We start from the raw sequence: 18,908 nt of genomic DNA, 5'->3' as shown, positions 1-18,908 counted from the left end.
ACCCCTCGATGACGGCGGTGCTGTCGATCGGCTCCAACACCGGCGACCGCCTGGCCCACCTGCGGGCGGCCCTCGACCTGCTGCTGCCCGTGGCGGTCTCGCCGGTCTACGAGACCGACCCCTGGGGCCCCGTCGGGCAGGACGACTTCCTCAACGCCATCGTCGTCCTCGACTGCGACGCCGAGCAGGCCTGGGTACGGGCAGTCGCTGCGGAGACCGCCGCCGGTCGGGTCCGCGACCAGCGGTGGGGTCCGCGCTCGCTCGACGTCGACGTCGTGGTCGCGGTCGGCAGCGACCCCGACCTCGAGCTGCCGCACCCGCGCGCCCACGAGCGGGCCTTCGTCCTCGTGCCGTGGCTCGCGCTCGACCCCGACGCGGTGCTGCCCGGTCACGGCCGGGTCGCCGAGCTTGTCGCCGAGCTCGACACCACCGGTGTCCGGCTGCGCCCCGACCTGGTGCTCGACGTGCCCGGGCCGGGCGCCGACGCGGTGCCGACGTGACCGAGACCCGGCTGCGCACGCTGGCCGGGCTCGCCGCCGTCGCGGGCCTGGCGGCGTACCTCCTGGCCGGGACCTCCTACGCCGACCTGCCCCGGCTGCCCGCGCTCGCGGCGGTCTCGATGGTGCTGCTCGCCGTCACCGAGCTCGGCATCGCCAGGGTCGTGCGCGACCGGGTCCGACACCGACGCCGGCCCGACGGCACGCCCGGGCGGCCCCTGCACCCGATGCAGGTCGCCCGCGCCGCCGTGCTGGCGAAGGCGTCCTCGGCGACGGGCGCGCTGCTCGCCGGTGGCTACGCCGGGCTGCTCGGCTGGGTGCTCCCGCGCCGCGACTCCTCGGTGGCCGCATCCGACGACGCCCTCGCCGCCGGGCTGTCCTGCGCCGCCGCGCTGCTCCTCGTCGTGGCGGCGCTGCTGCTGGAGCGGGCCTGTCGCGCGCCCGACGTGGAAGAGTCAGGGCCGTGACCGACCTCCACGCGCTGCCCATCGACGACCTGCGCGAGCGCGCCTTCGACAAGGCCCGCCGCGACCACGACCTCGGCTTCGTCTGGGAGATCGCCGGACACCTGCGCGCGGCGCACGCGATCGCCGGCGAGGACGGGTCGTCGGGCTCGATCACCGGCACCCTCGCGGAGGCCGTCGAGGTCGTCCGCGAGCTGATGGGCAAGGACCCGATCAGCGCCGACGACGAGCCGCTGCTGCGCGCCCGCTTCGTCGACTACCTGCGCTGACCGCCCCTCACCCCGCGGCCCGCCCCCCACTGTCCGTTGATCTTCGCCTTCTGGTGATTCCTCGAGCGTGAGCTGCCGCAAGAGGGCGAAGATCACCGGGGTGTTGGGTGCGCGGGTGGCGGGGCGGGGGGTTACTTGTCGAGGTCGCCGATGACGAAGAACAGCGACGCGAGCACGGTCGTCAGGTCGGCCACCGCGACACCCGGCAGCAGGGCCGGGAGCGCCGAGACGTTGTTGAACGACGGGGTCCGCATGGCGAGCCGCCACGGCGTCTTCTGGCCTCGCGACACCAGGTAGTAGCCCATCGCCCCGAGCGGGTTCTCGGTCCATGACCACGTGGTGCCGACGGGCACCCGCAGCGACTTCGGGAGCGGCAGCGACACCGGCCCCGAAGGCAACCGCGGCAGGCACTGCGCCACCAGGTCGACCGACACGCGCAGCTGCTCGGCGAGGACCTCGAAGCGGGCGTGCGCGTCGCCCGCGGTCCGGGTCGCCACGCGCAGGTCCAGCTCGGGGTAGGCGAGGTAGGGGTCGTCGCGCCGCAGGTCGACGTCGACGCCGGACGCGCGCGCTGCCGGACCCGTCACGCCGTACGCCGTGACCACCTGCGGGTCGAGGACCCCGACGCCGAGCGTGCGGCGGCGGAAGGCGTCGGAGGCGAGCGCCTCGTCGAGGACGTCGAGCTCGGTGCGCACGACGTCGAGGCACGCCGCGACCCGTGAGGTCCAGCCGGCCGGGACGTCCATCGCGAGCCCGCCGACCCGGTTGGCGACCACGTGCAACCGGCCGCCGGTGGCCTCCTCGACGACCCGCACGATCGCCTCGCGGGCCCGGTGGGCGGCCCGCAGCGGCTCGAGCTCGCCGTGGCTGACGGGGAAGGCCCCGAGGAAGAGCAGGCCGTTGGTGAGCCGGTTGAGCTCGGCCATGAGGGTGCGCAGCCAGGTCGCGCGGACCGGCACCTCCATGCCGAGCATCCGCTCGCAGGCCAGCACGATGCCGAGCTCGTTGGAGAAGGCCGACAGCCAGTCGTGGCGGTTGGCGAGCATGACGAGCTGGCGGTAGTCGCGGACCTCGAACAGCTTCTCCGCGCCGCGGTGCATGTAGCCGACGATCGGCTCGGCGGTGACGACCCGGTCGCCGTCGAGGGTCAGCGCGAGGCGCAGCGCGCCGTGGGTCGAGGGGTGCTGGTCACCGAGCTCGAGCACGACGTCGGCGGAGGCCGGGTCGAGCACCCCGATGCCGACGACCTGCTGCTGCACCGGGCGATCCTGTCACTCGCCCCAGGCGGGCACGGCGGCGAGCGGGTCGGCGCAGTCGACCGCGACGCTCAGCCAACCGAAGGCGCCGAGGCCGCGCGGGGCCATCAGCTCGGCGGCCTGGGTCGCGCGCTGCAGCAGCGCGAGGTAGCCGCGCGGGTCGGTCGTCGCGAGCGAGCGGTCCGGCGGGACCGGGTCGAGGCCGAGGTGGGCGAGCGCGTCGCGCTGGGTCACGACCCGGCCGCCGGTCGCGGCGGCGCAGGAGTCCAGCGCGACGTGGGCGGTGAGGTCGCAGGTGCCGTCGGGCACGGGCGGGACCTGGGTGCCGCGGCGGTAGCCGGTGAGGGTCGGCCGGCGGTGACCGACGTCGTGCGCGTAGTCGACGGCGACCGCGACGCCACGGCTCAGGCGTCCGACCGCCGAAGCCCAGGCGCGGTCGCGGGCCAGCCCGACCTCGACCCGGCGACCCTCGGGCCACCACCGGTCGCGCCACTGCAGCGCCTCGGCCGAGGCCCGGTCCCCGAGCGACTCCGATCCCTCGCGGTCGACCAGCACGAGGGTGTCGTCGAAGAGCACCTCGCACGGCACGTCGTCGAGCCACTCGTTGGCCAGCAGCAGCCCCTCGACGCGCTCGGGCAACGTCGAGGGCAGCCCGGGGGCGAGGTCGACCGACGTCAGCCGCCACCGGTCCGGCACGTCCGGCAGCGCCGCGAGCAGCTCACCGCGACCGGCCCCGAGGTCGACGACGTCGAAGGGGTCGGGGCGGCCGAGGGAGTCGTCGACGAGGCCGGCAAGGCGGCGTACGGCTTGGGCGAACAGCGGGACCGCCACCGACGTGCGGAAGTGGTCGAGCGGCCGTTCGACCACGAAGAAGCCGCCGTCGCCGTAGAGGGCGGCGTCCCACGCGTCGACCCAGGGCTGCACCCTGGCAGCATGCGCCCCGTGAGCGACACCCCGGAGACCGACCCGCTGATGGCCGAGCGCTTCGCGCGCCTGGAGAGCCGCGAGGCGCCGCACCTGTGGCAGACCCTGGGTTACCGGCGGGTGAGCCACGGCGTCGGCACCGTGACGATCGGCTGGGAGGCGACCCCGGACTACGGCTTCCCGACCGCCGCCGGCTACCGCGTGCACGGCGGGATGGTGACCGCGATCCTCGACACGGCGATGGGCGGCGCGACCTGGACGGTGCTCGGCCCCGATGAGGTCTTCCTCACCGCCGACCTGCGGGTGGAGTTCCACCGCGCGACACCGGTCGGGCCGCTCACCGCGACCGGCACGGTGCTCAAGCGGACCCGGCGGGTGGCCTTCTGCGAGGCGCAGCTGCACGACGCCGAGGGGCGGGTGCTGGCGGCCAGCCGCTGCACCCAGGTGGTACTGCCGGCCGACGGCCCGGCCGGCCGCTACGGCACCGACGAGGACTCCGGCCGCGGGTGACGTGCACCACAGGGGACTGACAGCCGAGCCGCGGGCGTTACGCTTCACGCACCACTCGTCCGGTACCCCTTCCGAGGACTGGAACGCCCTGTGAACCTCCCCCCGCGCCTGACCGTCGGTGTCGTCGGCACCGGCCGCGTCGGTGCCGTGCTCGGCGCCGCCCTCGCGCGCGCCGGTCACGTCGTGACGGCCGCCTCCGCGGTCTCCGACGCCTCCCGGGCGCGGGCCGAGCAGCTGCTCCCCGGCGTCCCGCTGGTCGCCGCCGACGAGGTCCCCCGCGGTGCCGCCCTCGTCCTGCTGACCGTCCCCGACGACGCGCTCGCCGACCTCGTCGCGGGTCTGGCCGAGACCGGCGCGCTCACCCCCGGTCAGATGGTGGTGCACACCAGCGGCCGCCACGGCCTCGCGGTGCTCGAGCCCGCAGTACGACGGGGGTGCGCGGCCCTCGCCCTCCACCCGGTCCTGCCCTTCACCGGCACCCCGGTCGACCTCGCCCGCCTCACCGGAGCGTCCTTCGGCGTCACCTCCAGCGAGCAGCTGCGGCCGGCTGCCGAGGCGCTCGTCATCGAGATGGGCGGTGAGCCGGTCTGGGTCGACGACGCGCTGCGCCCGCTGTGGCACGCCGCGCTCGCCCACGGCGCCAACCACCTCGTCACCCTCGTCGCCTCGGCCGCGGACCTGCTGCGCAGCGCCGGTGTGGAGCAGCCAGGTGCGGTGCTGGCCCCGCTGCTCGGTGCGGCCCTCGACGGTGCCCTGCGCTCGGGTGACGCCGCGCTGACCGGGCCGGTGGCCCGCGGCGACGCCGGCACGGTGCAGGCCCACCTCGACGTGCTGCCCGCCGACGTGCGTCCGGCGTACCTCGCCCTGGCCCGTCTCACGGCGGATCGCGCGCTGGCCTCGGGGCGGCTGTCCGCGGACGCCGCGGGTTCGCTGCTGTCGGTGCTGGGCACGGTGCCCCGGTGACCGCTCGCATGATCGTCGCCGCGACGCGCGACGAGCTGGCCGCCGCGCGCAAGGACCTGCGCGGCCGGGTCGCCGTCGTCATGACGATGGGCGCGCTGCACGACGGCCACCTCGCGCTGGTCCGCGAGGCTCGCGCGCTCGCCGACGCCGTGGTGGTCACGATCTTCGTCAACCCGCTGCAGTTCGGGCCCGGCGAGGACCTCGACCGCTACCCCCGCACCCTGGCCGCCGACCTCGAGCTCTGCGAGGCCGCCGGCGCCGACGTCGTCTTCACCCCGACGCCCGACGTCGTCTACCCGACCCCGGTCGCCGTGACCGTCAGCGCCGGCCCGCTCGACGACGGCTTCGAGGGCGCGACCCGGCCGGGTCACTTCGACGGGGTCCTCACGGTCGTGCTCAAGCTGATGCACCTCACCCGCCCCGACGTCGCGCTGTTCGGGCAGAAGGACGCCCAGCAGCTCGCGTGCATCCGAAGGATGGTCGACGACCTCGACGTGCCGGTCACCGTCGTCGCGGTCCCGACGGTGCGCGAGAGCGACGGCCTCGCGCTGTCGTCGCGCAACCGCTTCCTCTCCCCGGAAGAGCGCACCTCCGCCCTGGCCCTCTCCCGCGCCCTGCAGACCCGCGACCTCGTCGCCGGTCGGGCGGTCCTCGACGCCGAGCCCGGCGTCGACCTCGACTACTTCGAGCGGGTGGACTCCCGCACGTTCGAAGCAGCACCCGACGGCGACCTGCTGGTCGTCGCCGCGCGGGTGGGCACGACCCGGCTGATCGACAACCTCCCCCTGAACGAGGACCTCTGATGCTGCGCACCATGCTCACGAGCAAGATCCACCGCGCGACGGTGACGCAGGCCGACCTGCACTACGTCGGCTCGGTCACGGTCGACCAGGACCTGCTCGACGCGGCCGACCTCTACGCCGGGGAGAAGGTCGCGATCGTCGACGTCACCAACGGCGCGCGCCTCGAGACCTACGTCATCAGCGGCCCCCGCGGCAGCGGCATCATCGGCATCAACGGCGCGGCCGCGCGCCTGGTGCACCCCGGCGACCTCGTCATCCTCATCGCCTACGGGCAGATGGACGACGAGGAGGCCCGCACCCGCCAGCCGAAGGTCGTCTTCGTCGACGCCGACAACAAGGTGATCGGCACGGGCTCCGACCCGGCGGAGGCGCTGCCGCAGACCGGCCTCAGCCGCGGCGATCAGCTCCACGTGACCCACGCCCCCGGCTCCTGGGACGACGACCCGACGCTGGTCTGGTGAGCAGGCGCCGGCTGCTCGCGCCCGAGCCCGGCTGGACCACCACCGCCGACGTCGTCGTCGTGGGCTCCGGCGTCGCCGGGCTCACCGCTGCGCTGCACGCCACCCGCACCGGCAGCGTCCTGCTCGTCACGAAGGTGCTCGTCGACGACGGCTCGACCCGCTGGGCGCAGGGCGGTGTCGCCGCTGCGCTGGCCGAGGACGACAGCCCCGAGGAGCACTTGCAGGACACCCTCGAGGCAGGCGTCGGGCTGTGCGACGTCGACGCCGTCCGGGTGCTGTGCACCGAAGGCCCGCGCGAGCTGCGCGCGCTCATCGCGCTCGGCGCGGCCTTCGACCTCGACCCGTCGGGGGAGCTCGCGCTGACCCGCGAGGGTGGCCACCACCGCGACCGCATCGTGCACGCCGGCGGTGACGCCACCGGCGCCGAGGTCTCCCGGGCGCTGGTCGCTGCCGTGCGTGCCCACCCGCGGATCCGGCTGGTCGAGCACGCCCTCGTCCTCGACCTGCTCGTCGCCGCCGACGGCCGGGCCGCGGGCGTCACCCTCCACGTCCTCGGCGAGGGCACCCGTGACGGCGTCGGAGCCGTGCACGCCCGGGCGGTCGTGCTCGCCACCGGCGGTATGGGGCAGGTCTTCTCGAGCACCACCAACCCGTCGGTGTCGACCGGTGACGGGGTGGCGCTGGCGATGCGCGCCGGCGCCGCGGTGACCGACCTGGAGTTCGTGCAGTTCCACCCGACGGCGCTCTACCTCGGGCCGATGTCGGGACAGCAGTTCCTCGTCAGCGAGGCGGTCCGCGGTGAGGGCGCGGTGCTCGTCGACAGCTTGGGCGAGCGGGTCATCACCACCGACGACCACCCGCTCGCCGACCTCGCCCCCCGCGACGTCGTCGCCAAGGCGATCCGCCGGCGGATGGACGAGCTCGCCACCGACCACGTCTACCTCGACGCGACCGCCCTCGGGGAGGAGCTGCTGCTGGCGCGCTTCCCGACGATCGTGGCTCGCTGTCGCGAGGCCGGTGTCGACCCGGTCACCGAGCCGATCCCCGTCGCACCGGCGGCCCACTACGCCAGCGGTGGCGTCCGCACCGACCTCGACGGCCGCACCTCGGTGCCCGGCCTCTACGCCTGCGGCGAGGTCGCCTGCACTGGCGTCCACGGCGCCAACCGGCTCGCGTCCAACAGCCTGCTCGAGGGCCTGGTCTTCAGTGCCCGCATCGGTGACGACCTGGCCCGCGGCCTCGCCTCTCCGGGGGAGCCGGTCGCGGGCGCCGCCGAGACGGTGCTGCTCGACCCGTCGGTGCGCCCCGACGTCGCCCGCACGATGACCGACGGTGCCGGGGTGCTGCGCTCGTCGACGTCGATGGCCGCGACCGCCGCCCGGCTGACCGAGCTGGCCTCGCGCACCTCCACCGCTCCAGGCCCCGACGCCTGGGAGGCCACCAGCCTCCACGCCGTCGCGGTCGCGCTCACCGCCGCTGCCTTCCGGCGCGAGGAGACCCGCGGCTCCCACTGGCGCGAGGACTTCCCGCTCGCCGACGACGCGTGGCTCGGCCACCTCGTCACCACCCACGACCAGACCGACTTCGAGCCGCTGGAGCAGCACCTGTGACCGCCCTGCACGCCGCCACCGCCCAGGCGCTCGCCGACGCAGACCTCGATCCGGCGTACGTCGAATCCGTCGCCAGAGCTGCTGTCGAGGAGGACCTCGCAGGCGGGGTCGACGTGACCAGCGTGGCCACCGTCCCCGAAGGGCTCATCGGCACCGCCGCCTTCGTGCCGCGGGCAGCCGGCGTCGTCGCCGGAGTGCCGGTCGCGATGGCTGTGCTCGACGTCGTCGGTGATGTCGAGGTGCAGCTGTTCGAGCACGACGGGCAGCGGGTCGTCGGGGGAGAGGTCGTCCTCGAGGCCCGCGGGCCAGTCCGCGCGCTGCTCACCGCCGAGCGGTCAGCGCTCAACCTGCTGTGCCACCTGTCCGGGGTCGCGACCCTCACGCGGGCCTGGGCCGACGCGGTCGAGGGCACCGGCGCGCGGGTGCGCGACACCCGCAAGACGATGCCTGGCCTGCGGCTGCTGGAGAAGTACGCCGTGCGCTGCGGCGGGGGCGTCAACCACCGGATGGGGCTGTCGGACGCCGCGCTCGTCAAGGACAACCACGTCGTCGCTGCGGGCGGTGTCGCGCAGGCCTTCGCGGCCGTGCGCGCGACCTTCCCCGGCCTCGACGTCGAGGTCGAGTGCGACACCGTCGAGCAGGTCCGCGAGGTCGTCGCGGCCGGCGCCGACCTGGTGCTGCTCGACAACATGACCCTCGACCAGATGCGCGCCTCCGTCGCCCTCTGCGCGCCCGCCGGGGTCCGCACCGAGGCCTCCGGCGGCCTCACCCTCGCGACCGCCAGGGCCGTCGCCGAGACCGGCGTCGACTTCCTCGCCGTCGGCGCGCTCACCCACTCCGCCCCGGTCCTCGACCTCGGCGTCGACCTGCGCCTGGAGCCCTGACGTGCTGCTCACCGTCGACGTCGGCAACACCAACACCGTCCTCGGGCTCTTCGACGGGCCGGAGCTCTTCGAGAGCTACCGCCTCAAGACCGACCCGCGGGTCACCGCCGACGAGATGGCGCTGGTCTTCCGCGGCCTGCTGTCGCGCCACCCCTCGCCCGATGGCGTCGCGGTCTGCTCAACGGTGCCCGCGGTCCTCGACCAGCTGCGGCAGATGTTCGACCGCTACTTCGCCGACGTCCCGACCATCGTCGTCGGCCCGGGCGTGAAGACCGGCGTCCCGCTGCTCTACGACAACCCGCGCGAGGTCGGGCCCGACCGCGTCGTCAACACCCTCGCCGCCCACACCCTCTACGGCGGCCCCGCTGTCGTCGTCGACTTCGGCACCTCGACCAACTTCGACGTCGTCAGCGAGCGCGGCGAGTTCCTCGGCGGGGCGCTCGCCCCCGGCATCGAGATCTCCGTCGACGCCCTCGCCGCCCGGGCAGCGCGCCTCTTCAAGGTCGAGCTCGTCGAGCCGCGCTCGGTCATCGGCAAGACCACCAACGAGGCCCTGCAGTCCGGCCTGCTCTACGGCTTCGCCGGGCAGGTCGACGGCATGGTCGCCCGCATCACCCGCGAGCTCGGCGAGCGACCCGTCGTCATCGCCACCGGCGGGCTGTCGCACCTGATGGCCAGCGTCTGCGAGACCCTCGACCACCACGAGCCCGACCTCACCCTGATCGGCCTGCGCCTCGTCTACGAGAAGAACACCTGACCCCGCGCCCTCGCGGTGGCTCAGACCAGCAGGGAGGGAAGGTCCAGCCGCACCGGGAAGGGCAGGGTGACGTCGACCGCGGGCCCGCGGGCGACTTCGGCGTACTCCTTGCCCTGGAGCTCGAGGACGACGATCTCGGGGGTCGGTTCGCGGAGGATCCGCCAGTACGACGGGATGCCGGCCGCCGCGTAGTGCAGTGCCTTCTCGCGGGCGTCGTCGACACCGGTCGACGGGCTCTGCACCTCGACGACGAGACGGATGCGGGCGGGATCGCCCTTGTGGTCGCGGTCGAGCGCCTGGGCCGTCTCGACGACGGCGAGATCGGGGATGAGGTAGGCCCGCGGTGTGAGGACGCCGCCGCCGGGGACGACGACGCGCAGGCCGGCAGGTGCTGCGGCACGGAGCACGACGCCCAGTTCGAAGGCGATCGCGTTGTGCTGCCAGGGCGGGGACGGGCTCACGCGGAGCTCCCCGTCGACGATCTCGTAGCGGTTGCCGTCATCGGGCAGGCCCGGCAGGTCGTCGGGCACCCAGTGCCGGCCCGGCCGGGCTGCGATCGTCATGCCGCGCACCTCCTGTCGGGGTCCCTGCCGCTGTCATGGTGACACCGTGGTGCACGCGGGCGCCAGACGTGCCCGGTCATCCACAGGGCGTGGTGGGGTAGGGCGGTGCCCGTGACGACGACCGTGACCGACGAGCAGCGACGTGCGGACCTGCGCCGCTACAAGGCGCTGGCGACCGGGCTGCTGCTGGTCGCGGCCGCGGTCTACGCGGTCACCCTCGCGACCGGGAGCGACGGCTGGGTCCGGGCCGGGGCCGAGGCGGCGCTGGTCGGCGGGCTCGCGGACTGGTTCGCCGTCACGGCGCTGTTCCGCCGGCCGCTCGGGCTGCCGATCCCGCACACCGCGATCATCCCGACCCGCAAGGACCAGCTGGGCCAGGGCTTGTCGGACTTCGTCGGCACGCAGTTCCTGTCGGCCGAGGTGGTCGGCGAGCGGGTCCGCGGGGCGGAGGTGTCGCGCCGGGTCGGGGCGTGGCTGGCCCAGCCGCACAACGCCGAGCGGGTGGGCCAGGAGCTCGCCACCGCTGCGAGTTCCGCTGTCGGGGTCCTGCGCGACGACGACGTCCGCGGCCTCGTGGCCGACGCGCTGACCAGGCGGCTCGAGCAGGTGCAGGTGGGCCCGGTGCTCGGACGGGTCCTCGGACCGGTCGTCGCCGACGGCGCCCACCACGGTCTGGTCGACGTCGCGGCGAGTCGCCTGCACGCGTGGCTGCGCGACAACCGCGAGCAGGTGCAGCGGGTCGTCGCGGACCAGGCACCCGACTGGTCGCCGCGCTTCGTCGACCGCAAGGTGGCGGAGAAGGTCTACGACGAGCTGCTGCGGGTCGCCGCCAACGTCGACGCGGACCCGCGCCATCCGTTGCGCGCGACCATCGACTCCTTCCTCGCCCGGCTTGCGACGGACCTGCGCGAGGACCCGTCGACCATCGCGTCCACCGATTCCCTGGTGCAGCGGCTGTCCGCCCGTCCCGAGGTGCGCGAGGCGCTGCACGACCTGGTGTCCGCCGGTCGCAAGCTCGTGCTCGAGCTGGTCGAGGACCCGACGTCGGACCTGCGCCGACGGGTGGCCGAGGCGCTCGCGGCCTTCGGTGCCCGGGTTGCGCGCGACGAGGCGCTGCAGCGGCGGCTCGACGACCAGCTGCTGCGTGCAGTGCTGCACGTCGTCGAGGGCTACCGCGACGAGCTGACCCGGGTCATCACCGACACCGTCGAGCGGTGGGACGGCCCGGAGACCGCCCGCCGCATCGAGCTGCAGGTCGGCCGCGACCTGCAGTTCATCCGCCTCAACGGCACGGTCGTCGGCGCCCTGGCCGGCCTCGCCATCCACGCCGTGACCCTGCTCGCCTGACCGCAACAAGATCGACAGCACATCTGCACGGACGGCCACGCTCAGGACGGGTCGGTGCGTCGTGCAGATGTGCTGTTGATCATGCGTATCGGTGGCCGGTGCGCGGCCGTGGGCGGCGGCCAGGTGCCGCTGACCCTGCCGCTAGCCTCGGCAGCGTGTCGAACGAGCCGGAAGACGTCCCCGAGCAGGTCCGCGTACGCCGCGAGAAGTACGACCGCCTGCTGGCCGGCGGCACGCCGCCCTACGCGCTGGGCTACCCGCGGACCGCGACCCTGCAGGAGGTCCGCGACCGCTTCGACCACCTCGAGACCGACCAGGCCAGTGGCGAGACCGTCAGCGTCGCCGGACGCGTCGTGCTCAGCAGGACCGGCGGCAAGCTCTGCTTCGCCACCCTGCAGGAGGGCGAGGCCGTCCTGCAGGTGATGGTCAGCCTCGACCGCGTCGGCGAGGAGCGGCTCGCGGCGTGGAAGTCCGACGTCGACCTCGGCGACCACGTCGGCATCACCGGCGAGGTCATCAGCAGCAAGCGCGGCGAGCTCTCGGTCCTCGCCGACAGCTGGGCGATGACGGCCAAGGCGCTGCGCCCGCTGCCCGACAAGCACCACGGACTCACCGACCCCGAGGCCCGGGTGCGCCAGCGCTACGTCGACCTCGTCGTCAACGCCAGCAGCCGCCAGGTCGTGCGCGACCGCGCCGCGATCGTGCAGGCCGTGCGCTCCAACCTCGAGCGAGACGGCTTCATCGCGGTCGAGACCCCCAACCTGCAGCTGGTCCACGGCGGCGCGGCCGCGCGCCCGTTCCACACCCACCTCAACGCGCTCGACCTCGACGTCACCCTGCGCATCGCCCTCGAGCTCTACCTCAAGCGGCTCATCGTCGGCGGCCTCGACCGGGTCTATGAGATCGGCAAGAACTTCCGCAACGAAGGCATCGACTCCACGCACTTCCCCGAGTTCACGATGCTCGAGTTCTACGAGTCCTACGGCGACTACGACACCGTCGCGGCCCGCACCCGCGACATGGTGCTCGAGGCCGCGCGCGCCGTCGGCCGCACGACGGTGCCCGACGGCCAGGGCGGCGAGATCGACCTCGAGCAGCCGTGGCGGAGCGCCGGCATCTACGAGCTCGTGTCGGAGGCGGTCGGTGAGCCCGTCGACCCGGACACCGACCTCGACAGGCTCACGGCGTACGCCGAGAAGCACGAGGTCGCGCTGCAGCCCGGCTGGGAAGCGGGCGAGGTCGTCCTGGAGCTCTACGAGAAGCTCGTCGAGCACACCCTGCTCGCCCCGATCTTCGTGCGGGACTACCCCGTCGCGGCCCGCCCGCTGGCCCGCGACCACCGCGACGACCCGCGCCTGGCCGAGGCCTGGGACCTCGTCGTCGCGGGCACCGAGCTGGCCACCGGATACACCGAGCTGGTCGACCCGGTCGAGCAGCGCCGTCGGTTGGTCGAGCAGTCGCTCAAGGCCGCTGGGGGAGACCCCGAGGCGATGCAGCTCGACGAGGACTTCCTGCGCGCGCTCGAGCACGGCATGCCGCCGACCGGCGGTCAGGGGATGGGCATCGACCGGCTCGTCATGCTGCTGACGGGGCTGCCGATCCGCGAGACGATCCTGTTCCCGCTGGTCCGTCCGGAGGCCTGAGCGCCGACCGTAGTCACCTGTGACTACCCGAGATCTGATCAGCCGAGGCGGTGCAGTCAGCGCGTTCGGTGGTCGATGCCACAGCGTGGCCTCCCCCAGCCCGCTGGCCCGTGCCGCCCGTACCGCAGGCGTCGCGGTCGTGGCGCTGGCCGCCCTCGGCTACCTCGCTGTGCTGGTCCTGGACACCGGCAGTCGTACGGCTGTCGTCGTCGACGACCTCGGCAACCTCGCGTCCCCGACCCTCGCCGCGCTGCTGTGCGGTGGCGCGGTCCGCCGCTGCTCGGGTCGTCTGCGCGCCTCGTGGGCGCTGCTCGGAGGCTTCGCGGCCACGTGGGCGGCCGGCCAGGCCGCGTGGTGCTGGTACGAGGTGGTCCAGCGCGAGACCGTTCCCTTCCCCGGCCTGCCCGACGTCGGGTTCGTGCTGTCGGTCCCGTTCGCCGTCGCCGCCCTGCTCGTCCACCCGCAGGCACCGCGGCTCGTCACCGGCCGGGTGCGGCTGCTGACCGAGGGCGTCATGGTCGCGGCTGCGCTACTGGCGCTGTCGTGGCGCTTCGTCCTGGCCGACTCCTACCGCGAGAGCGGTCTGAGCGGGCTGGCCCAGGTGCTGGCGCTGGCCTATCCCGCGCTCGACGTCCTGCTCATCACGGTGCTCTTCCTGCTCCTGGGCGGGGCGACGCGGGCGACCGCCCGCCCGCTGCTGCTCGTCGCCGGGGCGCTGGTGTGCGGAGCCGCCGGTCACGTCGCCTACGGCCTGCTGTCCATGTCGGGTGACTGGGTCCCGGGTAACCCGGTCGACGCCGCCTGGGGGTGGGGCTTCCTGCTGCTCGCCGCCGGTGCGGCCGTCCAGCGGCCGGTGGTGCTCGAGGCCCGCCCCGACCGCCTCCCCGGGCCGGTGTCGGGCGCACTGCCCTACATCCCGGCCATCGTCGTGTTCACCGCGATGATCTCGGACCGACTGCGCGGCATCGTCCAAGAGCGGGTGGTCGCGGTCCTCGTCCTCGTGATCATGGTGACCATCATCGTGCGCCAGTTCTCCGCGCTGCTGGAGAACAGCCGGCTCAACCGCGACCTCGAGTCCGTCGTCGAGGAGCGCACCGCCGAGCTGCGTCGGACGGCCGAGACCGACCCGCTCACCGGACTGCCCAACCGCACGCTGCTGTTCGTCCGCGTCGCCGAGGCCCTCGCCGCCGGACCGGTCGCGGTCGCGCTGATCGACCTCAACGGCTTCAAGGCGGTCAACGACAGCCTCGGGCACGCCGCCGGTGACGAGCTGCTGGTGGAGGTCGCGCTCCGGCTGGACGCGGCGGTCCCGGACGGGTGGACGGTCGCGCGGCTCGGTGGTGACGAGTTCGCGGTCGTCATGCTCGGGGTCGGCACTCCCGAGGAGGCCACGGCTGCAGGTGACCGCCTGCTGGGTGCGCTCACCGGTCAGGTGCGCATCGGGGACCGACCGGTGGAGGTCGCGGCGAGCCTCGGGGTCGTCGTCGCCGAGCCCCACGACACGCCACAGGACCTGCTCCGCAACGCCGACGTCGCGATGTACGCCGCGAAGGACGCCGGTCGCGAGGCCCGCCGCAGGGGGCGGGGGACCGGGCGGGTCTTTGTTCCCGCGATGCGGGAGCGGTTGCTGCAGCGGGTCGCCATGGAGGCGGACCTGCGCCGCGCGCTGGCGCACGGCGAGGTCGTCCCCTACTACCAGCCGGTCGTCGAGCTGCCCGGCGGGGGGATCCGAGGCGTGGAGGCCCTCGCCCGGTGGACCCGCCACGACGGCGAGGACATCCCGCCGGGCGTCTTCGTGCCCCTGGCCGAGGAGTGCGGGCTCGTGCAGGAGCTGGGCCGGGCCGTGCTGCTGCAGGCCTGCCTCGATGCGGGCGCCTGGCACCGCGAGGCCGCGGCCGGCCTGATGGCCGAAGCACCCACCCTGTCGGTCAACGTCTCCGCGGTGCAGCTGGCCTCACCGACCTTCGTCGACGACGTGCGCGAGGCCCTGCGCCTCGGCGGCTTCCCCCCGGAGGAGCTGGTCCTCGAGATCACCGAGACCGCGGTCGTGCAGGACACCGAGACCGCCGCGGGCAGGCTCATGGAGCTGCGCCACCTCGGAGTGCGCATCGCTCTCGACGACTTCGGCACCGGCTACAGCGCCCTCGGCGTCCTGCAGCGGCTGCCCGTCGACATCATCAAGATCGACCGCGCCTTCGTGCGGGACGTCCACCTCGGTCCGCGCGAGGCGGCCCTCGCCACAGCGGTGCTGACCCTGGCGGCGAGCCTCGGGCTCACCGTCATCGCGGAGGGCATCGAGCTGCCCGAGCAGGCGGAGCGGCTGGAGGCCCTCGGGTGCCGGCTCGCGCAGGGCTTCCTCTACAGCCAGGCCGTCCCGGCGCTGGCCCTCGGCGCCGCCCTGCGCGACCGGACCCCTGGGACCCCGTACAACGGTGCGTCCGTCCCCGCGGCGTCAGCCGCCGGGGCGCACTGACCGCATTCGCGGCAGGAATCGCGACACAAAGCGTTCGTTGCATTTGCATTCGGCTTTCGAGAATGCTTTCCTGGCGACGTCGCTCATTGCGTGCGACGACGATGTGACAGGAAGAAGAAGACATGGCGCAAAAGGTCCAGGTCCTGCTCGTGTGCGACCTCCACGAGGGCGAGGAGGAGGGCTCGGAGACCGTGTCGTTCTCCCTCGACGGCTCGTCCTACGAGATCGACCTGTGCACGGACCACGCCGCGTCGATGCGTGACGACCTCGCGACCTACGTCGGATCGGCCCGCCGCGCCGGCCGGTCCGGCGGCAGCACCGCCGCCGCGCGCCGCCCCGGTCGCCCGGCCAGGCCGGCCAGTGCCGACAAGCAGCGGGTCCAGGACATCCGCGAGTGGGCCCGCAAGAACGGCCACCAGGTCAGCGAGCGCGGCCGGCTGTCCTCGGTCGTCACCGAGGCCTACGACAAGGCGCACTGACCGGCGCCCTGAAGGCGAACTGACCCGCAGCACCGACCGGAGCCCGCGGCCCGCGCGAGAGGGGACGCGGGCTTCGTCGTACCCGGTCTGGGGGGGTTTCGCTCCCGGCGCAACCGGCCCGGGAACGCGCGCTGCGGGGGCGAGGTTGAACCGCTCGAGGGCCCCAGGAGAACGATAGGCAGCACCGTGTGGGTGGGCGTCGCGAGACGCTCTCCAGGTCTCACCCGACAGGTGGGCGCGCGCGGGGCTAGTGTGCGGAAGACGAGCCAGTCGTCAGCCGCCCCGTGAGGAGCGAGAGATGTTCGAGCGTTTCACCGACCGAGCCCGTCGGGTGGTCGTCTTGGCCCAAGAAGAGGCCCGGATGCTCAACCACAACTACATCGGGACCGAGCACATCCTGCTCGGCCTGATCCACGAGGGCGAGGGCGTCGCCGCAAAGGCGCTCGAGTCACTCGGGATCAGCCTCGAGGGGGTGCGCAACCAGGTCGAGGAGATCATCGGTCAGGGCCAGCAGGCCCCGTCCGGTCACATCCCCTTCACCCCGCGCGCCAAGAAGGTCCTCGAGCTGTCGCTGCGAGAAGCGCTGCAGCTGGGCCACAACTACATCGGCACCGAGCACATCCTGCTCGGCCTCATCCGCGAGGGCGAGGGCGTCGCCGCCCAGGTGCTGGTCAAGCTCGGCGCCGACCTCAACCGGGTGCGCCAGCAGGTCATCCAGCTGCTGAGCGGCTACCAGGGCAAGGAGCCGGCCGCGGCCGGCGGCCCCGCCGAGGGCACGCCGTCGACCTCGCTGGTGCTCGACCAGTTCGGCCGCAACCTCACGCAGGCCGCTCGCGAGTCCAAGCTCGACCCGGTCATCGGGCGCGAGAAGGAGATCGAGCGCGTCATGCAGGTCCTGTCGCGCCGGACCAAGAACAACCCGGTCCTCATCGGCGAGCCCGGTGTCGGCAAGACCGCCGTCGTCGAGGGTCTCGCGCAGGCCATCGTCAAGGGCGAGGTGCCGGAGACGCTGAAGGACAAGCAGCTCTACACCCTCGACCTCGGCGCCCTGGTGGCCGGCAGCCGCTACCGCGGTGACTTCGAGGAGCGGCTGAAGAAGGTCCTCAAGGAGATCCGCACCCGCGGCGACATCATCCTGTTCATCGACGAGCTCCACACCCTCGTCGGTGCGGGTGCCGCCGAGGGCGCGATCGACGCCGCCAGCATCCTCAAGCCGATGCTGGCCCGCGGCGAGCTGCAGACGATCGGCGCGACGACGCTCGACGAGTACCGCAAGCACCTCGAGAAGGACGCCGCGCTCGAGCGCCGCTTCCAGCCGATCCAGGTCGGTGAGCCCTCGCTGGCCCACACGATCGAGATCCTCAAGGGCCTGCGCGACCGCTACGAGGCGCACCACCGGGTGTCCATCACCGACGCCGCCCTCGTCGCTGCCGCGACGCTGGCCGACCGCTACATCTCCGACCGCTTCCTGCCCGACAAGGCGATCGACCTCATCGACGAGGCCGGCTCCCGGATGCGCATCCGTCGTATGACGGCGCCGCCGGACCTGCGCGAGTTCGACGAGCGCATCGCCAACGTCCGGCGCGAGAAGGAGTCGGCGATCGACTCCCAGGACTTCGAGAAGGCCGCGTCGCTCCGTGACAAGGAGAAGACGCTGCTCGCTGAGAAGGCCCAGCGCGAGAAGGAGTGGAAGGCCGGCGACATGGACGTCGTCGCCGAGGTCGACGACGAGCAGATCGCCGAGGTCCTCGCGATCTGGACGGGCATCCCGGTCTTCAAGCTGACCGAGGAGGAGACCGCCCGCCTGCTGCGCATGGAGGACGAGCTCCACAAGCGCGTCATCGGCCAGGAGCAGGCCATCAAGGCCGTCTCCCAGGCGATCCGCCGCACCCGCGCCGGCCTCAAGGACCCCAAGCGCCCCGGTGGCTCGTTCATCTTCGCCGGCCCCTCGGGCGTCGGGAAGACCGAGCTCTCCAAGACGCTCGCGGAGTTCCTCTTCGGCGACGAGGACAGCCTCATCCTGCTCGACATGAGCGAGTTCATGGAGAAGCACACGGTCTCGCGGCTGGTGGGTTCGCCCCCCGGTTACGTCGGCTACGACGAGGGCGGCCAGCTCACCGAGAAGGTGCGTCGCAAGCCCTTCTCCGTGGTGCTGTTCGACGAGGTCGAGAAGGCGCACCCCGACGTCTTCAACACGCTGCTGCAGATCCTCGAGGACGGTCGCCTGACCGACTCGCAGGGCCGCGTCGTGGACTTCAAGAACACCGTCATCATCATGACGAGCAACCTCGGCACGCGTGACATCGCCAAGGGCCTGAACCTCGGCTTCGCCAAGGACGACGACAAGGTCGGCGCCTACGAGCGCATGAAGACCAAGGTGCACGAGGAGCTCAAGCAGCACTTCCGGCCCGAGTTCCTCAACCGCATCGACGACATCGTGGTGTTCCACCAGCTGTCGGAGGCGGAGATCCTCGTCATCGTCGACCTCATGCTCAAGCGGGTCGAAACGGCGCTGAAGAACAAGGACATGGGCCTCGAGGCGACCGACGTCGCCAAGAAGCTGCTCGCCAAGAAGGGCTACGACCCCGTCCTGGGTGCCCGGCCGCTGCGCCGCACCATCCAGCGCGAGATCGAGGACAACCTGTCCGAGCAGATCCTGTTCGGCACCCTCAAGGCCGGCGAGATCGTCGTGGTCGACGTCGAGGGCGAGGGCGACGACGCGACGTTCACCTTCCGCGGTGAGCCCAAGCCGGTGGCCGTCCCCGACGCGCCGCCCGCCGACCTCGCCGAGACCGGCGGAGCCGCCGCCGAGTAGCACGACCCCTTCGTACGACGAGAGCGGTACCCGATCGGGTGCCGCTCTCGTCGTTGCGCGAGTGTCGGGTTGCTGACACTTAGCCCATATGTAGCAGGGGAATACCGCTCATCGACGAACTCTTGCTGCCTCATCTGAATCAACTGTCAGTCAGATGACAGCGACGTCCCCCCGGGTCGCGGTCTAGTAC

Annotated in this window: 18 protein-coding genes; 15 read left to right on the top strand and 3 right to left on the bottom strand. The window is 73.1% G+C overall.

All coding sequences use genetic code 11. The features are described from left to right. Window positions 1–8: 8 nt before the first annotated feature. The 3 genes from folK to Q8R60_04065 are packed head-to-tail and all read left to right on the top strand — an operon-like array spanning window position 9 to window position 1,230. Window positions 9–500, top strand: coding sequence for a 2-amino-4-hydroxy-6-hydroxymethyldihydropteridine diphosphokinase (gene folK / locus Q8R60_04075; protein MDP3711649.1), 492 nt, complete (start codon window positions 9–11; stop codon window positions 498–500). Continuing rightward, the gene (locus Q8R60_04070; protein ID MDP3711648.1) at window positions 497–964 is read left to right on the top strand and encodes a DUF3180 domain-containing protein; all 468 of its coding nucleotides are present in this window, start codon (window positions 497–499) and stop codon (window positions 962–964) included. Before folK ends, Q8R60_04070 begins: the two co-directional genes overlap by 4 nt. After that, on the top strand, window positions 961–1,230 hold the full coding sequence (locus tag Q8R60_04065) for a hypothetical protein (protein MDP3711647.1): 270 nt from the start codon (window positions 961–963) through the stop codon (window positions 1,228–1,230). The genes Q8R60_04070 and Q8R60_04065 overlap by 4 nt, the downstream gene beginning before the upstream one ends. A 131-nt stretch (window positions 1,231–1,361) precedes the next feature. On the opposite strand, the gene Q8R60_04060 is transcribed toward Q8R60_04065, so the two are convergent. Both Q8R60_04060 and Q8R60_04055 read right to left on the bottom strand, forming a co-directional pair. Then, window positions 1,362–2,489 (bottom strand): hypothetical protein, encoded by a 1,128-nt coding sequence (locus tag Q8R60_04060; GenBank protein ID MDP3711646.1) that lies wholly within the window; start codon window positions 2,487–2,489, stop codon window positions 1,362–1,364. 12 nt (window positions 2,490–2,501) lie between these two features. Beyond that, window positions 2,502–3,410, bottom strand: coding sequence for an SAM-dependent methyltransferase (locus Q8R60_04055; GenBank protein MDP3711645.1), 909 nt, complete (start codon window positions 3,408–3,410; stop codon window positions 2,502–2,504). A gap of 18 nt (window positions 3,411–3,428) precedes the next feature. Between Q8R60_04055 and Q8R60_04050 the strand changes: the two genes are divergently transcribed. The 7 genes from Q8R60_04050 (at window position 3,429) to Q8R60_04020 (ending at window position 9,398) form a co-directional block, all read left to right on the top strand. Beyond that, window positions 3,429–3,920 (top strand): PaaI family thioesterase, encoded by a 492-nt coding sequence (locus Q8R60_04050; GenBank protein ID MDP3711644.1) that lies wholly within the window; start codon window positions 3,429–3,431, stop codon window positions 3,918–3,920. Between the two features lie 90 nt (window positions 3,921–4,010). Next, on the top strand, window positions 4,011–4,883 hold the full coding sequence (locus tag Q8R60_04045; GenBank protein MDP3711643.1) for a DUF2520 domain-containing protein: 873 nt from the start codon (window positions 4,011–4,013) through the stop codon (window positions 4,881–4,883). After that, a complete protein-coding gene (panC, locus tag Q8R60_04040) occupies window positions 4,880–5,686 on the top strand; it encodes a pantoate--beta-alanine ligase (GenBank protein ID MDP3711642.1) in 807 nt (268 codons plus the stop codon). The genes Q8R60_04045 and panC overlap by 4 nt, the downstream gene beginning before the upstream one ends. Further along, window positions 5,686–6,147: an aspartate 1-decarboxylase gene (locus Q8R60_04035; protein MDP3711641.1), complete on the top strand. Its 462-nt coding sequence runs from the start codon at window positions 5,686–5,688 to the stop codon at window positions 6,145–6,147. Before panC ends, Q8R60_04035 begins: the two co-directional genes overlap by 1 nt. After that, window positions 6,144–7,757: an L-aspartate oxidase gene (locus Q8R60_04030; GenBank protein ID MDP3711640.1), complete on the top strand. Its 1,614-nt coding sequence runs from the start codon at window positions 6,144–6,146 to the stop codon at window positions 7,755–7,757. Before Q8R60_04035 ends, Q8R60_04030 begins: the two co-directional genes overlap by 4 nt. 5 nt (window positions 7,758–7,762) lie before the next feature. After that, complete coding sequence (nadC, locus tag Q8R60_04025) at window positions 7,763–8,641, top strand: carboxylating nicotinate-nucleotide diphosphorylase (protein MDP3711639.1); 879 nt, start codon at window positions 7,763–7,765, stop codon at window positions 8,639–8,641. Between the two features lies 1 nt (window position 8,642). Beyond that, window positions 8,643–9,398: a type III pantothenate kinase gene (locus Q8R60_04020; GenBank protein MDP3711638.1), complete on the top strand. Its 756-nt coding sequence runs from the start codon at window positions 8,643–8,645 to the stop codon at window positions 9,396–9,398. 20 nt (window positions 9,399–9,418) lie between these two features. Here the strand turns inward: Q8R60_04020 and Q8R60_04015 are convergent, their stop codons facing one another. Further along, window positions 9,419–9,961, bottom strand: a complete 543-nt coding sequence (locus tag Q8R60_04015) for a Uma2 family endonuclease (protein ID MDP3711637.1) — start codon at window positions 9,959–9,961, stop codon at window positions 9,419–9,421. Between the two features lie 111 nt (window positions 9,962–10,072). On the opposite strand from Q8R60_04015, the gene Q8R60_04010 reads away from it, so the two are divergent. The 5 genes from Q8R60_04010 to Q8R60_03990 all read left to right on the top strand — a co-directional run bounded on the left by Q8R60_04010 (window position 10,073) and on the right by Q8R60_03990 (window position 18,718). Beyond that, window positions 10,073–11,308: a DUF445 domain-containing protein gene (locus Q8R60_04010; GenBank protein ID MDP3711636.1), complete on the top strand. Its 1,236-nt coding sequence runs from the start codon at window positions 10,073–10,075 to the stop codon at window positions 11,306–11,308. Window positions 11,309–11,463: 155 nt separating this feature from the next. After that, entirely contained in the window at window positions 11,464–12,951 is a 1,488-nt protein-coding gene (lysS, locus tag Q8R60_04005; GenBank protein ID MDP3711635.1) for a lysine--tRNA ligase, read from the top strand. A gap of 85 nt (window positions 12,952–13,036) precedes the next feature. Next, on the top strand, window positions 13,037–15,424 hold the full coding sequence (locus tag Q8R60_04000) for an EAL domain-containing protein (GenBank protein MDP3711634.1): 2,388 nt from the start codon (window positions 13,037–13,039) through the stop codon (window positions 15,422–15,424). 122 nt (window positions 15,425–15,546) lie between these two features. Next, on the top strand, window positions 15,547–15,903 hold the full coding sequence (locus tag Q8R60_03995; protein MDP3711633.1) for an Lsr2 family protein: 357 nt from the start codon (window positions 15,547–15,549) through the stop codon (window positions 15,901–15,903). A gap of 298 nt (window positions 15,904–16,201) precedes the next feature. Continuing rightward, window positions 16,202–18,718 carry an ATP-dependent Clp protease ATP-binding subunit gene (locus tag Q8R60_03990; GenBank protein MDP3711632.1) on the top strand — a complete coding sequence of 839 codons (2,517 nt, stop codon included), beginning with the start codon at window positions 16,202–16,204 and terminating at the stop codon, window positions 18,716–18,718. Window positions 18,719–18,908 lie beyond the last annotated feature (190 nt).

This window comes from Mycobacteriales bacterium, assembly GCA_030697205.1.
GTDB lineage: Bacteria > Actinomycetota > Actinomycetes > Mycobacteriales > SCTD01 > JAUYQP01.
Note: the sequence above shows the minus strand (reverse complement) of the source record. Positions and strands in the feature narration are given on the sequence as shown.

Bases quoted from the DNA above. Each gene is read 5' to 3' on its own strand.
- folK (MDP3711649.1), top strand. From the start codon at position 9: ATGACGGCGGTGCTGTCGATCGGCTCCAACACCGGCGACCGCCTGGCC.
- Q8R60_04035 (MDP3711641.1), top strand. From the start codon at position 5,686: ATGCTGCGCACCATGCTCACGAGCAAGATCCACCGCGCGACGGTGACG.
- Q8R60_04015 (MDP3711637.1), bottom strand. From the start codon at position 9,961: ATGACGATCGCAGCCCGGCCGGGCCGGCACTGGGTGCCCGACGACCTG.
- Q8R60_03995 (MDP3711633.1), top strand. From the start codon at position 15,547: ATGGCGCAAAAGGTCCAGGTCCTGCTCGTGTGCGACCTCCACGAGGGC.
- Q8R60_03990 (MDP3711632.1), top strand. From the start codon at position 16,202: ATGTTCGAGCGTTTCACCGACCGAGCCCGTCGGGTGGTCGTCTTGGCC.